Origin of the sequence: Micromonospora sp. NPDC007230, from assembly GCF_042869115.1 — a bacterium.
Lineage (GTDB): Bacteria > Actinomycetota > Actinomycetes > Mycobacteriales > Micromonosporaceae > Micromonospora.
Genome location: NZ_JBIAFE010000005.1, coordinates 58,844 through 75,047, shown reverse-complemented (window position 1 = coordinate 75,047; position 16,204 = coordinate 58,844). Strand labels below are relative to the sequence as shown.

The window sequence follows — 16,204 nt, the reverse complement described above, 5'->3', positions numbered from 1 at the left end:
GCCGGCTCAGGCCGGGGTGGACACGGCCGGTTCAGGCGCCGGGCGGTCGGCGCGCGACCGGGCCAGCAGCAGCGGCCCCACGGTCAGCACCAGACAGGCCACCGCCATCACCAGCAGCGCCGGGGCCAACCCGAGGGCCGCCACCGACCAGCCGCCGAGCAGCGCCCCCACCGGCAGGCCCAGGAAGGCCACCGACCCGGAGATGCCCAGCACTCGGGTCTGCAGCGGCGCCGGCACCCGCTCGTACAGGGCCGCGCCGAGCAGCGGGTTCACCGCCGCGATCGCCACCCCGGACAGGAACGTCACGGTGAGCACCACCACCAGTTCGTCGCTGAGGGCGAGCGCCAGCAGCCGGGGCGCGCCGCTGAGCGCCAGCCCCAGCGCGAAGGTCGACCGGCGGGGCAACCGCGTCCCGGCCAGCGTGAACAGCAGGTTGCCCAGCAGCGCCCCGCCCGAGAACACGCCGAGCACCAGGCCGAAGCCGGCCGGGTCGCCGAGCACCCGGTCCACCCAGAGCGGGATCCACACCGCGACGCTGGCGTTGGCGAACATGTTCGACGCCGAGACCACCACCAGCATGGTCAGCAGCGTCCGGTCGGTACGCAGGTAGCCGAAGCCGCCGCGCAGCGCCCGCAGGTAGCTCTCCCGGGGCGCCGGCTCCGCCGAGGCGGGCGGCCGGACCAGCACCCCGATGAGCAGCGCGCAGACCGCGAAGGTGGCCGCGTCGATCCAGATCGCCCGGGTCACTCCCACCCAGTCGATCAGCAGCCCGCCGAGCACCGCCCCGAACAGCGTCATGCCCCGGGCCAGCCCGTCGTAGGCGGAGGTGAGCCGGATCAGCGGCACACCGGCCCGCTCGGCGGCGGGCTTGAACAGCACATGCTTGACCCGGTCGCCGATGCCGCGCAGCCCACCGGCCACCGCGACCAGCGCCAGCAGCGCCCCGAACCCCAGCCAGGGAGCCAGCGCCACCACCGCCATCGCCGCCGCGCTGGCGGCGTCGACCGTGACCGCGGTACGCCGCACCCCGAACCGGTCCGCCCACGGGGTGGCGAGGGCGCTGGAGAGCATGTACGGCAGGGTCTCCGCCGCCGCGACCAGGCCCATCCGGGTCGGGCTGCCGGTGGTCTCCAGCACCAGCCAGGGGATGGCCACCACCGAGATCCGGGTGCCCAGGTTGGACAGCAGGTCCGCGCCGACCAGGGTGTACAGCTCCCGGCGCGGGGTCACGTCGGGCTGCCGATCACCGTGCCCACCGCGTCCGTGTCGGTCGGATGGGCGACGGCGTACCGGGCGCGCAGGGCCCGCTTGTCCACCTTGGCGGAGCGGTTCAGCGGCAGCGCGCCGACGAACTCCACCGCGCCGGGCGCCCAGGTCTCGCTCAGCTCCCGGGTGACCAGCGCGATCAGGTCGTGCCCGGTCACCGTCGCCCCCGGCGCGGGCACCACGTACGCGTACGGCAGCTCACCGGCCACCGGGTCCGGTACGCCGATGACGGCGGCGGCGCGTACCTCGGGGTGGGCGGCGAGCACGTCCTCGATCGGGCGGGAGTAGATCGGCCAGCTTCGCTGCCGGGTGAGGATCCGGTCCTGGAGCCGGTCGACCAGGTAGAGGTAGCCGTCGGTGTCGAGGTGGCCGATGTCGCGGGTCCGTACCCAGCCGTCGACGAGCGTCTCGGCGGTCAGTTCGGGCTGGCCGTGGTAGCCGGCGAAACTGAGCTTGGTGCGTACCCACACCTCGCCGTCCTCGCCGGGCGTCAGCACCCGGCCGTCGGGGTCCCGGATCTCCACCGCCACGTCCCCGTACGGCCGGCCGCAGGAGCGCAGCCGCTCCGGGTGTTCCGGGTCGTCGGTCAGCCCGGGCAGGGCGCAGATCACCACGGCCTCGCTCAGCCCGTACACGATGCGCAGGCATGGGCCGAAGCGCGCGATCGCCTGGCGCAGCCGGGCCGGCGCGGCGGGCCCGGCGCCCACGTTGAACATGAACATGGCGGAGAAGTCGGCGCCGTCCAGCGCCGGATGGTCGAGCACCTCGTAGAGCATCGGCGGGGTGACGAAGGTGGAGGTGAGCCGCTCGGCGTCCACGGTCCGGATGAACGCCTCCGGGTCCCACCGCTCGCGCAGGAACAGCACCCCGCCGGTGAACAGGTTGAACAGCGTGGTGATCTGGCCGCTGGCCAGCCACATCGGCGAGTGCGACAGGTGCCGCAGCAGCGGGAGGCCGGCCGCCCGGAAGTCGGCGGCCAGGGCGAGGACCTGCCGGTAGAAGTTCTCCCGGTGGTGCACCAGCTTCGGCGTGCCGGTGGTGCCGCTGGTCTGTAGGAACGACTCCGGCGCGGGCACCTTGGCGGGCAGTTCCACCGGCTCGCCGGCGGCGGTGAGGTCCGGCCCGGCGCCGCCCGGCCCAAGGCAGAGCACCGGTACGCCGGCCAGCCCGGCGGCGATCTCCGCGCCGACCGGGTCGCGGGGGTCGTGGACGAAGGCGTCGGGGCGGGCCAGCGCGACGAACTCGTCGACCTCCCGCCGCGAGGTCACCGGGGCGATCCACATGCTCCGGCAGCCGAGCAGGTGCAGCGCGAGTTGCAGCAGCGGCCCCTCCACCGGGTTGCCGAGCATCACCAGCACCGCGTCGCCGGGGCGTACGCCGTGCCGCAGCAGCGCGCCGGCCAGGCCGCGCACCTCGGCGGCGACCTCGGGATAGGTCAGCCGGCGATTTCCGCCGACGAGAGCCTCCCGGTCGCCGAACCGGGCGAACAGCTCCAGTGCCTCGTGCACGTAGTTCGGCTGATCAGTCATCGCAGCGCCCCCAGGTGCCAGGGTCGGCGACCGCACCGCCGCCGGGTTCGAGCCTAGGCACGCCGGGTCGGGACAGGACAGAGCCGAACGGCGTCGGCCGGCACCCGGCGGACATTCGATCATGTCGATCAGGTTGATTGACGCTCGTCATCATCGACGGCTAGTTTCCGGTCCATCGCCCGGGCCGTGTCGCCGACTCGTGCCACGCCCGGGGCTGCCAACGATGGAGGATCAATGCCGACCCCGAAGAGATGGCACGTCATAGCTTTCGCCGCAACGATGCTGATCGCCGGCACTCCGGCCGTCACCGCGAGCGCCGGCCCCGCCGACACCGACGGCGCCCTGCCGGGGCGTACCGAGTGGGCGGGCAGCTGGGCCGCCGCGGTGACCCGCGGCAACACCGTCGGCCTGACCAACACCGGCCTGAACAACCAGAGCATCCGGATGACCGTGCAGACCACCGTCGGCGGTGACCGGCTCCGGGTCCGGCTGACCAACCTCTACGGCGAGCAGGCCGTGCAGGTCGGGCACGCCACCGTCGCCCGACCCGACGCCACCACCCCCGACGACCTGTCCGACATCGACCCGGCCAGCGTCCACCCGCTGACCTTCGACGGCGCCGCGTCGGCCACCATCCACAAGGGTGCCGAGCTGCTCAGCGACCCCCTGGCCTTCCCGGTGAAGGAGCAGGAGGACCTGGTCGTCACCCTCTACTTCCCGGTGCTCACCGGCCCGGTCACCTTCCACGGGCAGTCCCGGGTCACCAACTTCATCGGTGCCGGCGACCTCACCACCGCGGCCGCCGGCACCGGCTTCACCATCCGGCCCAACTGCTGCTGGATGTTCCTGTCCGGCATCGACGTGGAACGCCGGCTCAGCCCCGGCGCGGTGGTCGTGCTCGGCGACTCCATCGGCGACGGCAACGGCAGCACGGTCAACGCCGACCGGCGCTGGCCGGACCTGCTCGCCAAGCGGCTCATCGACGCCCGCCCCGAGGTACGCACCCCGGGCGTGCTGAACCTGAGCCTGTCCGGCAACCGGCTCAACCACGAGGGCACCGAGCCCGGCGCGGGCGGCTTCCCCGGCTACTACGAGCTCGGCCCCAACGCGCTGGCCCGGCTCAACGAGGACGTCTTCCCGCAGACCGGGGTGCGGACCTTGATCACCCACCTGGGCATCAACGACATCTGGATGAACGGCGACAGCGCGGAGCGCATCATCGCCTCGCTGCGGCAGATCAACCGGCAGGCCCAGGCCCGCGGCCTGACCAGCCTGGTCGGCACCATCACCCCGTACGAGGGCAACGGCGGCCCCGGGTTGTGGACGCCGGAGAAGGAGGCCACCCGGCAGGCGGTGAACACCTGGCTGCGCGGCACGGGCGCGGCCGAGTTCGACGGGGTGCTCGACTTCGACGCGGTGCTGCGCGACCCGGAGCACCCGGCCCGGCTGCTGCCGGCGTACGACGCCGGGGACCACATCCACCCGAACGACACCGGCGCCCAGGCGATGGCGGAGGCCGTACCGCTGCGGCTGCTCGGGCTGTGACACCGGCGGGGGCGGCGTGGACAGCACGCCGCCCCCGCCGCCGATCCTGGGGAGGAACGATGGACGTCGACGAGATCCTGACCGGCCTGTACAGCGAGCCGGGCCGGCAGGACCCCTATCCGTGGTACGCGGCCCTGCACGAGCACGGGCCGATCAGCGCCATCCCGACCCGCGTCGAGCACAGCACCGTCACCGCCGTCGCCGGCGGGTACGACCTGGTCGACCAGGTGCTGCGCGACCCCGAGTGGTACAAGGGCAGCCCGCCGGGCTGGCAGGAGCAGGAGATCCTGCGCACCTTCCTCACCTCGATGATGTTCATCAACCCGCCGGACCACACCCGCATGCGGGCCGTCTTCGCGAAGACGTTCACCCCGCGCCGGCTGGGCGCGCTGGAGCCGGTGATCGTCCGGGTCGTCGAGGAGCGGCTGGACCGGCTGGCCGAGGCCGGCGCCGACGGGGGCGAGGTCGACTTCGTCGCCGACTTCGCGTACCCGGTCCCGGCGCTGGTGATGGCCGAGTTCATCGGCCTGCCCGAGGCCGACCTGGCCTGGTACCGGCAGCGGGTCGACTGGATCGACGAGTACATGGACGTCGCCGGCAAGACCCCGGAACGGCTGGCCCGGGCCAACCAGGCCGCCGACGAGCTGCGCGCATACTACCGGGACCTGATCGCCCACCGGCGCCGGCAGCCGGGCGAGGACCTGATCAGCGGGCTGGTCGAGGTGCTGGACGCGGGCGGGGTCGAGCTGACCGAGGATGAGCTGATCAGCAACCTGATCGTGCTGTTCAACGCCAGCTTCGTCACCACCGTCTACATGTTCAGCAACGGCCTGCCGCTGCTGCTGGGCCACCCCGACGTGGTCGCCGCGCTGCCCGGCGACGACGCGCTGGCCCGGGGCTGCGTGGACGAGGTCCTGCGGATGGAGAGCCCGGTGCACTTCCTGGCCCGCTCCGCGCCGCGCGACACCGAGCTGGGCGGCGTACCGGTCGAGCGGGACGAGAACGTGCTGCTGCTGATCGCCGCGGCCAACCGCGACCCGTCCCGTTTCCCCGACCCGGACCGCTTCGACCCGCACCGCGCCGGCCCGGCGTCGCTCGCCTTCGGGGTGGGACTGCACTTCTGCCTCGGCTCGGCGGTGTCCAGGCTGGAGGGGCGGCTCGCCCTGCCCCGGCTCTTCGCCCGCTTCCCCCGCCTGGCGATCACCCAACCCTTCACGTACAGCGGCAGCCTGTTCCTGCGCGGCATCGACAAGCTCTTCGTCACCACCGGCAACTAGGAGGACGTGATGGCGCTCGATCCGCAGGTGGTCGCGTACCGGGCCGAACGGGCGGCCGCCGGCACCGCACCGCTCTACACGCAGAGCCTGGCCGAGGCCCGCGCGGCCGACCTCGCCGCGATCCGCGCCGGCGCCGGCGCGGTCGAGCCGGTCCACGAGGTACGCGACACCCACCTCCCCGGCCCGGACGGGCCGCTCCCGGTGCGCATCCACCGGCCGGCCGGTGACGGCCCGCTGCCCACGCTGGTCTACTTCTTCGGCGGTGGCTGGACGCTCGGCAGCGTGGACACCGCCGACGGGATCTGCCGCCGGCTGGCCAACGCCACGCCCTGCCAGACGGTGACCGTCGGCTACCGGCTGGCCCCCGAGCACCGGTTCCCGGCCGCGGTGGAGGACTGCTATGCGGCGCTGCGCCGGCTGGCCGGGCACGCCGACGAGTACCGGGTCGACCCGGACCGGCTCGCGGTGGGCGGGGACAGCGCCGGCGGCAACCTCGCCGCCGCGGTCACCCTGCTGGCCCGCGCGGACGGCGGCCCCCGGCTCGCCGCCCAGCTGCTGGTCTACCCGAACACCGACCAGCGGCCCGGTGCCGGGCCGGCCGGCGACGAGGACGCGCTGCTGTTCAACCGGCACTCGGTCGACTGGTACCGGCGGCACTACCTGGCCGACCCGGCCGACGCGGCCCACCCGCTCGCCTCGCCGCTGCTCGCCGAGGACCTGTCCGGCCTGCCCCCGGCGCTGGTGATCACCGCGGAACACGACCCGCTGTGCGACGAGGGGGAGCGGTACGCCGGGCGGCTGCGGGACGCCGGTGTGCCCACCGACCTGACCCGCTACGCCGGCATGATCCACGGGTTCTTCGCCATGCCCGGCGTGTTCGACGCGGGTCGCCGGGCGCAGGAGCAGGCGGCCGCCTTCCTGCGGGACCGCTTCGGGCTCGACCCGGTCGGGTCGACCGCCGGCACGGCCCCGGGTGGGCCGGACCGTGACTGAGCCTGCCGTGACCGACGGGCCGGCGGCGGCCGCCCGGCCCGCTCCGCCCCCGGTGACGCCAACCCGGCCGGCCGGGCCGGCCGCCCCGGACGCGACCGCCCCGGCCGGGCCGCCCGCCTCGGACCCGGTCGCTCCGGCGGGACCGCCCGCCTCGGACCCGGTCGCCCCGACCGGACCGCCCGCCTCGGACCCGGTCGCCCCGGCCGCCGGCGCCTCGACCGCTGCCGGGTTCGTCCCGCCGGCCAGCCTGGCCGACTTCGCCGAGCTGGCCCGGGCCGTGCTGCCCGGCGACGTGTGGGACTTCGTGGCCGGCGGCAGCGGCGCCGAGACGACCCTCGCGGCCAACCGGGCGGCCCTGGACCGGGTGGCGGTGCTGCCCCGGGTGCTGACCGGGGTGGACCGGCCGCGCACCGAGGCGGCGCTGCCCGGCGGCACCTACGCCCTGCCGGTGGCGGTCGCGCCGATGGCGTACCAGAAGCTGCTGCACCCGGACGGGGAGCTCGGCCTGGCCGCCGCCGCCCGGACCGCCGGCGTGCCGTACGTGGCGAGCACGCTGGGCAGCACACCGATCGAGGAGATCACCGCGGTCGGTGGCAGCATCTGGTTCCAGCTCTACTGGCTGCGTGACCGAGGTCTGGTGGCCGACCTGCTGGACCGGGCCCACGCCGCCGGCTGCGCCGCGCTGATGGTCACCGTCGACGTGCCGGTGCTCGGCCGGCGGCTGCGCGACGTCCGCAACGGCTTCGCCCTGCCGCCGCAGGTCACCGCGGCGAACCTGCCCGGCGGCCGCGACGACCTGGCCCACCAGGGCAACCCCGGGGTGTCCGCCGTCGCGGTGCACACCGGCGCGGTCTTCGCCCCGGCGCTGAGCTGGGCCGACCTGGCCTGGCTGCGGGAGCGTACCCGGCTGCCGTTGCTGGTGAAGGGTGTCCTGGACCCGCGCGACGCGGCCCGCGCCGCGGAGGTCGGCGCGGACGCCGTGGTGGTCTCCAACCACGGCGGGCGGCAGTTCGACGGCGCCCCCGCCACCGCGACGGTGTTGCCCGAGCTGGTTGCGGCGGTGGCGGACCGCTGCGCCGTGCTGCTGGACAGCGGCGTGCGCAGCGGCACCGACGTGCTGCGCGCCCTCGCCCTCGGCGCGGCCGGCGTGCTGGCCGGCCGACCGCTGCTCTGGGCCCTAGCGGCCGGCGGCCGGGCCGGCGCCGAGGCCGCCCTGGCGCTGCTCGCCGCCGAGCTGCGCGACGCGCTCACCCTGACCGGCTGTGCCGACCCGGCGGCGGCCCGGCACCTGCGTACCCTGACCGGAGGTTGACGTGGAGCCGGTGGACCTGACCGTCGCGGCCCTGCACCGCAGTGTCGACGACCCCGCGCTGAATTCGATGAACTTCCTCAACGAGGTGGCGCAGCACTACCCGGACGCGGTCTCGCTCGCCGCCGGTCGGCCCTACGAGGAGTTCTTCGAGGCCGCCGTGCTGCACCGGCACCTGGACACCTTCCGCCGGCACCTCGCCGACGACCTCGGGCTGAGCCCCGCCCAGGTCGACCGCACCCTGCTCCAGTACGGCCGGACCAAGGGCATCGTGCACCACCTGATCGCCCGCAACCTCGCCGTCGACGAGCAGATCACCGTCGACCCGGAGACGATCGTGGTGACGGTCGGTTGCCAGGAGGCGATGTTCCTGGTGCTGCGGGCGCTGCGAGCCGGACCGGAGGACGTGCTGCTCGCCGTCGCCCCCACATACGTCGGGCTGACCGGTGCGGCTCGCCTGGTCGACCTGCCGGTGCGCCCGGTCACCGGCGGCCCGGACGGGATCGACCTGGCCGACCTGCGCGCGCAGCTGCGCCGGGCCCGGGCCGAGGGGCTGCGCCCGCGCGCCTGCTACGTGATGCCCGACTTCGCCAACCCGTCCGGGGTCAGCATGGACGTGGCGCAGCGGCGGCGGCTGCTCGACCTCGCCGTCGAGGAGGAGCTGCTGCTCATCGAGGACAACCCGTACGGCCTCTTCCCGGCCGGGGGGACCGAGCGGCGGCCGACGCTCAAGGCGCTGGACAGCCGGCGCCGGGTGGTCTACCTCGGCTCGTTCGCCAAGACCGTGCTGCCCGGCGCCCGGGTCGGGTACGTGGTCGCCGACCAGCGTGTCGCCGGCTCCGACGGGACGGTCGGGCCGCTCGCCGACCAGCTCGCCAAGATCAAGAGCATGGTCACCGTGAACACCTCGCCGATCGCCCAGGCGGTGATCGGTGGGGCGCTGCTGGCCCACGACTGCTCACTGGTCGCGGCGAACGCGCGGGAGCGGGCCGCGTACGCCCGCAACCTGCGGCACATGGTCGACGGGTTGGCCCGCCGCTTCCCGGCCGGCGGCCCGGTGCGCTGGAACGTGCCGGCCGGCGGCTTCTTCGTGGTGGTGACGGTGCCCTTCGGCGTGGACGATGCGCTGCTGCACCGCTCGGCCCGCGAGTACGGCGTGCTCTGGACCCCGATGGCCCACTTCTACGACGACGGGGCGACGGTGAACGCGCTGCGGCTGTCGGTCAGCGCGGTCACCCCGGACCAGATCGACCTGGGCCTGGACCGGCTCGCCGCCCTGGTCACCGACGAGCTGGCGGATTCGGCGAGCACCGCCGTCAGTGGCGGTGCGGTCCGCTGATCTCGCCGGAGCCGCGGGGGATCAGGTGGGTCGCCACCAGGTGCGTGCGTGGTCGCCACTGCTCGCCGTCCAGCCGCTGGAAGATCAGTGACGCGGCGACCCGGCCCATCTCGGACGGGTCCTGCGCGATCACCGTGACCGCCGGTTGCAGCAGGTCGGCGAGGGGGAAGTCGTCGAAGCCGACCAGCGCCACCGCATGCTGCCGGCCGAGCTGTTGCAGTGCGCGGATCGCGCCGATGGTGACGAGGTTCTGCGAGGTGAACAGCGCGGTGGGTGGTGACTCGGCGGCCAGCAGCCGGCGTACCGCCCCGGCGGAGTCGTGCTCGGTGTGCAGGTCGTGGACGGTGGCGGCCGGCCGGATGCCGTGGTCGGCGAGGGCCTCCCGGAAGCCCTGGAAGCGCTGCCGGGCGGTGGCGATCGTCTGCAGGTCACCGAGGTACGCGATCTCCCGATGCCCGTGCGCGACGAGGTGGTGGACGGCGCTCGCGGCGCCCTGGTGGTTGTCGGCGAGGACGGCGTCGACCGGCAGGCCGACCGGCGGCCGGTCGACGAAAACGACTGGGGTGCCGGCGCTGACCTCCCCGGCGAGGTAGCTCTGGTCGTCGCTGGCCGGGACGACCACCAGCGCGTCGGCCTGGCGCATGGTGAAGGCGTGGATGAGATCCCGCTCTCGTTCCGGGTTCTCGTCGACGCTGCCGGCGAAGATGAGCACGCCCCGCTCCCGAGCGGCGTCCTCCAAGGCGCGGTGCAGGGCGGCGGAGAACGGGTTGGCCAGGTCCTCGAGGACCGCGGCGATGGCGGCGCTGCGGCCGCTGGACCGTCGCAGGCTGCTCGCCGTGAAGTTCGGCCGGTAGTCGAGCTGCGCGATGGCCCGCCGCACCGCGGCCAGCTTCGGGGCGGAGACACCCGCCTCGCCGTTGACCACGCGGGAGACGGTTTTCGGGCTGACGCCGGCGAGTTGCGCGACGTCGCGGAGCGTGGGCCGGACCTTGACGCCGGCCGGCGGGGCCGAGGCGGCAGCGTGCATGGGCGCTCCTACCGGAAGGGGGTGTCGCGGTGCCGGGTGGGAGCCACGGGATTCGTCCGCGGCCCCCACCCGGCGTTGATCGACTGCCAGGTTATCGCCACACGGACCGCAGTGGCCGAATGGTGAGCGAGCGCACCACCACGTCGCCACCCTCGGCGAACAGCCTGGTCCCGGCGCTGGTGGGTGCCGGGAAGATCTGGTCGGTGAGCGTGGTCTGCCCGACGCCGCCGAACACCTCGACCGAGGAGCGGTCCACGTAGACCGTCATCCGCACCCGGTTCCCGTCCACCGACAGCGGGCCGGAGTGCACGGCGGGAAAGGTAGGGGCGACCTGCTGGCCGGAGCGTGTCCGGTCGACGAAGAGGCGCTGCGCCCCCACGTCGTAGCCGATCACCGTCCGTTCGTCGCCGGCGGCGCGTACCTGGAGGCCGAACCGGTCGGCGTCCCGGAGTTCGAACTCGGCCTGGATCTCCAGCACCGTGCCGTCCGCCGCCGAGGGCAGGTCGTGCACCCCCGGCCGTAGCGTGCTGTCCCGCAGCGTGAACGTGGCGCCGTTGCCCCGCAGCGAGCTGAGCTGCTCGGCCGGCCGCTGGACCAGGCGGACCTTTCCGTCGATCGTGCGCAGGGTGAGTTCCCGGGGCAGGGCCATCGCGCCGCGCCAGGGCGCGGTCGGGATGCTGCCCGCGTACTGCCAGTTGTTCAGCCAGCCCACCGCGACGCGTCGCCCGCCCGGGGCGTTGTTGTACGTGACCGCGGCGTAGTAGTCCGCCCCGTGGTCGACCCAGTCGTAGCGGTCCAGCTCGCGTTGCGCCGGCCGGTCGGCGAACATCACGTGGTCGACGAGGATGTGCCCCCAGCCGCCGGAGTTGAAGTCGTTGATCTCCAGGTGGGCGCGCTTCCCGGCGAGGTCGCGGACGTCCCAGGCCACCCAGTCGAGGCGCTCGCTGTCCCGGCCGGTGGCGGTGCGGACCACCTCGCCGTCCACGACCAGGTTCACCGCGGTCTCCACCGCCCTGGGCAGCACGGGCTCGTCGGTGGCGATGAGCTGGTCGACCAGCAGGTGGCCCCAGCCGCCGTTGTTCTCGTCGACGATCCGCAGCTGGGCGGTACGGCCGCGGAACTGGGTCACATCCCAGCTGCGCCAGTTCATGAAGCCCGAGAAGTTGCCGGTGGCGGTACGCACCACCTGGCCGTCCACCAGCAGCTCGACCACCGTCCGGCCGGTGCCGTCGCCCAGGTGGCCGCCGGCCCCGACGAGGACGCTGAGGTGGTTCCGGTCGATGGTGAAGCCGGGCGAGGTCAGCGTGCCGGTCGTCGAGTCGGCCTCGAAGAAGGTGGTGAGCAGCTTGTCGCCGACGTGGCCGCGCTCCCATCGGGCCGGGCCCACCACCGGCGCGCGGTCTCTCAGGCCGCCGGTGGCCGTCCAGCCCGCCTGCTCGTACGTCTGGCCGTCGGGCAGCTCGAAGTCGATCACGGGCTCGGCGCCGGCCGGCACGAAGTCCGTCGTCGTGTCCGGCAGGTGCGGGTGCGCACCTCCGCCGACAAGCAGGTTCACGTAGTCCCGGTCGAGGGTGAACTCCGGGGAGACCAGCCGGCCTCGGGGCGCGTCGAAGCCGAGGAAGCTGTTCACCAGGGCGGCGCCCCGGAAACCGCTGACCTGCTGCTGTCCGGGAACCGTGCCCGGGTAGGGGGCGTCGTCGAACGGCCCGGGTCCCAGGACCGGGTCGTTCTGCACCGTCCAGCCCCTGTAGCTGCTCTCGAAGTCGGCGAAGAGCGTTCCCGGGGGCGGCTCCGCCTCGCCGGTCACGACGTTGTCGGCGGTGAACATGGTGCCGTCCCAGTCGCCGACGAAGTACTGGGCACCCGAACCGCCGGCCACCGCGCCAGGGTTGAGGTTCACGATCAGCACCCACTTCGTGCGCTGCGGATCGCCGTCGACCGGCAGTTCGAACAGGTCCGGCACCTCCCACACCCCGCCGACGGCGTTGGCCGGGCCGAAGTCGCTCAAGTGGGTCCACGAGCGCAGGTCGGCGGAGCCGTAGAAGCTCACCTTGTGCTCGGTGGCGCGGACCACCGCCATGGTCCACCGGCCGGATTTGGTGTCCCAGAAGACCTTGGGGTCGCGGAACTCCCGCGAGCCGAGGTCCAGCACCGGGTTCCCGGCGTACTTGGTCCAGGTGCGGCCCCGGTCCGTGCTGTACGCCAACGACTGCGCCTGGACTCCGGTGGCCGGGTACCAACTGGTGTAGACGGCGACCATGGCCGGCGCGCCCGGCCGGCCGAAGCCGGAGGTGTTCCGCTCGTCGACCACGATCGAGCCGGAGAAGATGTGCTCGTCGGCCGAGTACGGGAGGGCCAGCGGCAGTTCCTCCCAGTGCACGAGATCGCGGCTGACCGCGTGCCCCCAGGACATGTTTCCCCACTGCGGGCCCTCGGGGTTGTACTGGTAGAAGAGGTGCCACTCGCCCTGATACCAGACGAGCCCGTTGGGGTCGTTCATCCAGTTGCGTTCCGGGCTGAAGTGCAGCTGGGGTCGATAGGGCTCGTCCCTGGTCGACGGCCCGGCGGCGGCCGTGCCCGGGGCCGCCAGCACGAGGGTCGCGGCCGCGCAGGCGGCCAGCCATCGGCGGATCCTCATTCACATCCTCCGTCCATCGAGGACGCCCGTGCCGAACGGGTCGGGTGCCGGGCATGATCGTGGGCCGAATCCTCAGCCGGTCTGACATCGATGTCAAGAGTTGCGTACGAGTTGCGTGCCGGTTACGGAAAAACCCCGGCGAAGGCATTGACATCTCTCCGCCGCTGGCTTGAAACTGCCCTGACATCGTTGTCATCTCCGCCACGGCCCCCACCGTGGATCCCGGATGGGAGAACACATGATCCAGCGCATCGGCCGCCGCCGCGCCGCCCTGCTGGCCGCCGTCGCGGTGACCGGCATGGTCGTCACCGGCTGCGGTGACAGCTCCGGTGGCGGCTCCGGCGGCGACAAGAGCGTCGCGGTAGCCCTGATCACCAAGAACTCCACGAACCCGTTCTTCGTGACCATGCAGCAGGGCGCGAAGAAGGCCGCCGAGGCGGAGGGCGTGAAGCTGACCGTGGCCGCCGGCAAGGAGGACGGCGACGAGGCCGGCCAGGTGCAGGCGATCGAGGACTCGATCGCGCGCGGTGACGAGGGCATCCTGATCACCCCGAACGGCCCCGGTGTCAACCCCGCGATCAAGAAGGCCCGGGACGCCGGTCTCTACGTGATCGCGCTGGACACCCCGCCCGACCCGGCGAACACGGTCGACATCACCTTTGCCACCGACAACTTCAAGGCCGGTGAGCTGATCGGCAGGTGGACCGCGGCGCAGCTCGCCGGCAAGCCGGCCACGATCGCCCTGCTCGACCTGTTCAACGACAAGATCGTCTCCGTCGACTACAACCGGGACCAGGGTTTCCTGACCGGCATGGGCATCGACACCGCCGACCGGAAGAAGAACGGCGACGAGGCGAAGACCGGCAACTACTCGGGCGGCACCTACACCATCGCGTGCAACGAGCCGACCAACGGCGCGGAGGACGGCGGTCGGACGGCCATGGAGAACTGCCTGACCAAGGACCCCGCGATCAACGTGGTCTACACCATCAACGAGCCGGCCGCCGTCGGTGCGCACAAGGCGCTCCAGGCGGCCGGGAAGACGCAGGGCGTTCTGGTCGTCTCGGTCGACGGCGGCTGCGACGGTGTACGGCAGGTCAAGGACGGCGTCATCGGCGCCACCTCACAGCAGTACCCGCTGAAGATGGCCGAACTGGGTGTGCAGGCGATCAAGAAGATCGCGACCGGGGGCGAGAAGCCGCAGGTCACCGACGGCCTTGACTTCTTCGACACCGGCGTCACGCTGGTCACCGACCGGGCCGCCGGCGGGGTCGAGAGCATCACCAGCGCCGACGGTGCCCAGCGCTGCTGGGGCTGAGCCACCCCGCCACGGTCGAGGGCCCGGGGCTTCCTCCGCCCCGCGCCCTCGGCCGGGCAGTCCGTCCGCCACCGCCGACCCCGGCAGGGAGCCTCCGATGACCGCCACGATCCCACCGACCAGCGCCGCGCAGCAGTTCGCACTGCGCCGGCACACGCCACTGCAGCGCGTCCAGCACCTGCTGCACGCGCACCCCGCGATCAGCCCGTTCCTCGTGCTGGTCATCTCGTTCGTCGTCTTCGCCACCCTCAACCCGCGCTTCGCGTCACCCAACTCGCTCTCGCTCGTGCTGCAGCAGGTGGCCGTGATCGGCGCGCTCGCCGTCGGGCAGACGCTGATCATCCTGACTGCGGGCATCGACCTGTCGGTCGGCGCCATCGTCATCCTGAGCATGATGCTGGCGGCCAGGCTGGCCGAGGGGCAGGGACTGCCGGCGGCCCTCGCCGTGCTGCTGGCCGTCCTGATCGGCGCCACGGCCGGCGCGCTCAACGGCGGGCTGGTGACCCGGCTGAAACTGCCGCCCTTCATCGTCACCCTCGGCACGCTCAGCGTCTTCACCGCCGTCGGGCTCCTCTACTCCGAGGGGCGTAGCGTGCAGGCCACCGATCTGCCCGCGCTGCTGAGCTGGACCGGTGAGTCCTTCCCGGTGGGCCGGTTCCGGATCACCGTGGGCGTGGTCGCGGTGCTGCTGCTCTACCTCGCCGTCGGCTTCGCCCTGGCCAAGACCGCCTGGGGGCGGCACGTCTACGCGGTCGGGGACGACAAGGAGGCCGCGCGGCTCGCCGGCATCCGGGTGGACCGGGTCCTGGTGAGCGTCTACCTCGTCGCCGGTGCCATCTACGGCCTCACCGCCTGGATCCTCATCGGACGCGCGGGTGCGGCCAGCCCGAACGCCATCACCGACGCCAACCTGGAGAGCATCACCGCCGTCGTGATCGGTGGCACCAGCCTTTTCGGCGGTCGTGGCGCGGTGCTCGGCACGCTGCTCGGCGCGCTGATCGTCGGGTTCTTCCGCAGCGGACTCTCCCTGGCCGGCGTCGACGACCAGTACCGCGTGCTCGCCGTCGGCGTGCTGGTGATCCTCGCCGTGGCCGTGGACCAGTGGATCAGGAAGGTGAGGTCATGACCACCACCACGCACGCCCCCGCCGGCCGGTCCGGCGCCTCCGACAGCGGCCAGCGCTCTCCGGTGCTCTCCGCCCGGGGGCTGGTCAAGACGTTCGGCAAGGTCGTCGGGCTCGACGGGGTGGACCTCGATCTCTACCCGGGCGAGGTGCTCGCCGTCATCGGGGACAACGGGGCCGGGAAGTCCACGCTGATCAAGTGCCTGACGGGGGCGCTCGTACCCGACGCGGGGGAGTTGTTCCTGGAGGGGGAGCCCGTGCAGTTCAAGCGCCCCCAGGACGCGCGGGACGCCGGCATCGAGACGGTCTACCAGACGCTGGCCGTGGCACCGGCGCTGGACATCGCGAGCAACCTCTTCCTGGGGCGGGAGAAGCGCCGACGCGGCGTGCTCGGTTCGATCTTCCGGATGCTCGACCAGAAGGGAATGCGCCGGGAGGCCGAGCAGGCCCTCGCCGACCTGGGGATCGGCACGCTGCAGAATGTTGCCCAACCGGTCGAGACCCTCTCCGGCGGCCAGCGCCAGGCGGTCTCGGTGGCCCGGGCTGCGGCCTTCGGCAGCAAGGTGATCGTGCTCGACGAGCCCACCGCGGCGCTCGGCGTCAAGGAGTCCAACCAGGTGCTCCGGATGATCGAGGAGCTCCGGTCGAGGGGTCTGCCGGTCATCCTGATCAGCCACAACATGCCGCACGTGTTCGAGGTGGCCGACCGTATCCACATCCAGCGGCTGGGCCGGTGCGCGGGCGTGGTGACGCCGGCATCGCACACCATGCCCGAGGCCGTGGCCATCATGACCGGCGCGACCACGCTCGAGCACGCTCCGGGCCGGCAGGCGGGTTGAT

Annotated in this window: 12 protein-coding genes; 8 read left to right on the top strand and 4 right to left on the bottom strand. The window is 73.1% G+C overall.

Annotation, left to right across the window (positions count from 1 at the left end):
• Positions 1 to 6: 6 nt before the first annotated feature.
• Together ACFYML_RS09120 and ACFYML_RS09115 are read right to left on the bottom strand one after the other, a co-directional pair.
• The gene (locus tag ACFYML_RS09120; protein ID WP_387420074.1) at positions 7 to 1,230 is read right to left on the bottom strand and encodes an MFS transporter; all 1,224 of its coding nucleotides are present in this window, start codon (positions 1,228 to 1,230) and stop codon (positions 7 to 9) included.
• Positions 1,227 to 2,795 carry a class I adenylate-forming enzyme family protein gene (locus tag ACFYML_RS09115; RefSeq protein ID WP_387420073.1) on the bottom strand — a complete coding sequence of 523 codons (1,569 nt, stop codon included), beginning with the start codon at positions 2,793 to 2,795 and terminating at the stop codon, positions 1,227 to 1,229. Before ACFYML_RS09115 ends, ACFYML_RS09120 begins: the two co-directional genes overlap by 4 nt.
• A 234-nt stretch (positions 2,796 to 3,029) precedes the next feature.
• Here ACFYML_RS09115 and ACFYML_RS09110 point away from each other — a divergent pair, with 234 nt between their 5' ends.
• The 5 genes from ACFYML_RS09110 (at position 3,030) to ACFYML_RS09090 (ending at position 9,258) form a co-directional block, all read left to right on the top strand.
• Positions 3,030 to 4,340, top strand: a complete 1,311-nt coding sequence (locus ACFYML_RS09110; RefSeq protein ID WP_387420072.1) for an SGNH/GDSL hydrolase family protein — start codon at positions 3,030 to 3,032, stop codon at positions 4,338 to 4,340.
• Positions 4,341 to 4,399: 59 nt separating this feature from the next.
• Positions 4,400 to 5,617 carry a cytochrome P450 gene (locus ACFYML_RS09105; RefSeq protein WP_387420071.1) on the top strand — a complete coding sequence of 406 codons (1,218 nt, stop codon included), beginning with the start codon at positions 4,400 to 4,402 and terminating at the stop codon, positions 5,615 to 5,617.
• A 9-nt stretch (positions 5,618 to 5,626) separates the two neighbouring features.
• A complete protein-coding gene (locus tag ACFYML_RS09100; protein ID WP_387420070.1) occupies positions 5,627 to 6,610 on the top strand; it encodes an alpha/beta hydrolase in 984 nt (327 codons plus the stop codon).
• A gap of 247 nt (positions 6,611 to 6,857) precedes the next feature.
• Positions 6,858 to 7,922: an alpha-hydroxy acid oxidase gene (locus ACFYML_RS09095; protein ID WP_387420311.1), complete on the top strand. Its 1,065-nt coding sequence runs from the start codon at positions 6,858 to 6,860 to the stop codon at positions 7,920 to 7,922.
• Position 7,923: 1 nt separating this feature from the next.
• A complete protein-coding gene (locus tag ACFYML_RS09090) occupies positions 7,924 to 9,258 on the top strand; it encodes a PLP-dependent aminotransferase family protein (protein ID WP_387420069.1) in 1,335 nt (444 codons plus the stop codon).
• Here the strand turns inward: ACFYML_RS09090 and ACFYML_RS09085 are convergent.
• Both ACFYML_RS09085 and ACFYML_RS09080 read right to left on the bottom strand, forming a co-directional pair.
• Positions 9,236 to 10,285 (bottom strand): LacI family DNA-binding transcriptional regulator, encoded by a 1,050-nt coding sequence (locus ACFYML_RS09085; RefSeq protein ID WP_387420068.1) that lies wholly within the window; start codon positions 10,283 to 10,285, stop codon positions 9,236 to 9,238. The two genes, ACFYML_RS09090 and ACFYML_RS09085, sit on opposite strands and share 23 nt — an antisense overlap.
• A 91-nt stretch (positions 10,286 to 10,376) precedes the next feature.
• Positions 10,377 to 12,923 (bottom strand): GH32 C-terminal domain-containing protein, encoded by a 2,547-nt coding sequence (locus ACFYML_RS09080; protein WP_387420067.1) that lies wholly within the window; start codon positions 12,921 to 12,923, stop codon positions 10,377 to 10,379.
• Positions 12,924 to 13,161: 238 nt separating this feature from the next.
• On the opposite strand from ACFYML_RS09080, the gene ACFYML_RS09075 reads away from it, so the two are divergent.
• The 3 genes from ACFYML_RS09075 to ACFYML_RS09065 all read left to right on the top strand — a co-directional run bounded on the left by ACFYML_RS09075 (position 13,162) and on the right by ACFYML_RS09065 (position 16,203).
• Positions 13,162 to 14,241, top strand: a complete 1,080-nt coding sequence (locus ACFYML_RS09075) for a substrate-binding domain-containing protein (RefSeq protein ID WP_387420066.1) — start codon at positions 13,162 to 13,164, stop codon at positions 14,239 to 14,241.
• A gap of 97 nt (positions 14,242 to 14,338) precedes the next feature.
• Positions 14,339 to 15,367, top strand: a complete 1,029-nt coding sequence (locus ACFYML_RS09070; RefSeq protein WP_387420065.1) for an ABC transporter permease — start codon at positions 14,339 to 14,341, stop codon at positions 15,365 to 15,367.
• On the top strand, positions 15,364 to 16,203 hold the full coding sequence (locus ACFYML_RS09065; protein ID WP_387420064.1) for an ATP-binding cassette domain-containing protein: 840 nt from the start codon (positions 15,364 to 15,366) through the stop codon (positions 16,201 to 16,203). Before ACFYML_RS09070 ends, ACFYML_RS09065 begins: the two co-directional genes overlap by 4 nt.
• Position 16,204 lies beyond the last annotated feature (1 nt).

Coding starts and splice junctions, on each gene's coding strand:
- ACFYML_RS09115 (WP_387420073.1), bottom strand. CDS start 2,795: ATGACTGATCAGCCGAACTACGTGCACGAGGCACTGGAGCTGTTCGCC.
- ACFYML_RS09110 (WP_387420072.1), top strand. CDS start 3,030: ATGCCGACCCCGAAGAGATGGCACGTCATAGCTTTCGCCGCAACGATG.
- ACFYML_RS09105 (WP_387420071.1), top strand. CDS start 4,400: ATGGACGTCGACGAGATCCTGACCGGCCTGTACAGCGAGCCGGGCCGG.
- ACFYML_RS09100 (WP_387420070.1), top strand. CDS start 5,627: ATGGCGCTCGATCCGCAGGTGGTCGCGTACCGGGCCGAACGGGCGGCC.
- ACFYML_RS09085 (WP_387420068.1), bottom strand. CDS start 10,285: ATGCACGCTGCCGCCTCGGCCCCGCCGGCCGGCGTCAAGGTCCGGCCC.
- ACFYML_RS09080 (WP_387420067.1), bottom strand. CDS start 12,923: ATGAGGATCCGCCGATGGCTGGCCGCCTGCGCGGCCGCGACCCTCGTG.
- ACFYML_RS09075 (WP_387420066.1), top strand. CDS start 13,162: ATGATCCAGCGCATCGGCCGCCGCCGCGCCGCCCTGCTGGCCGCCGTC.
- ACFYML_RS09070 (WP_387420065.1), top strand. CDS start 14,339: ATGACCGCCACGATCCCACCGACCAGCGCCGCGCAGCAGTTCGCACTG.
- ACFYML_RS09065 (WP_387420064.1), top strand. CDS start 15,364: ATGACCACCACCACGCACGCCCCCGCCGGCCGGTCCGGCGCCTCCGAC.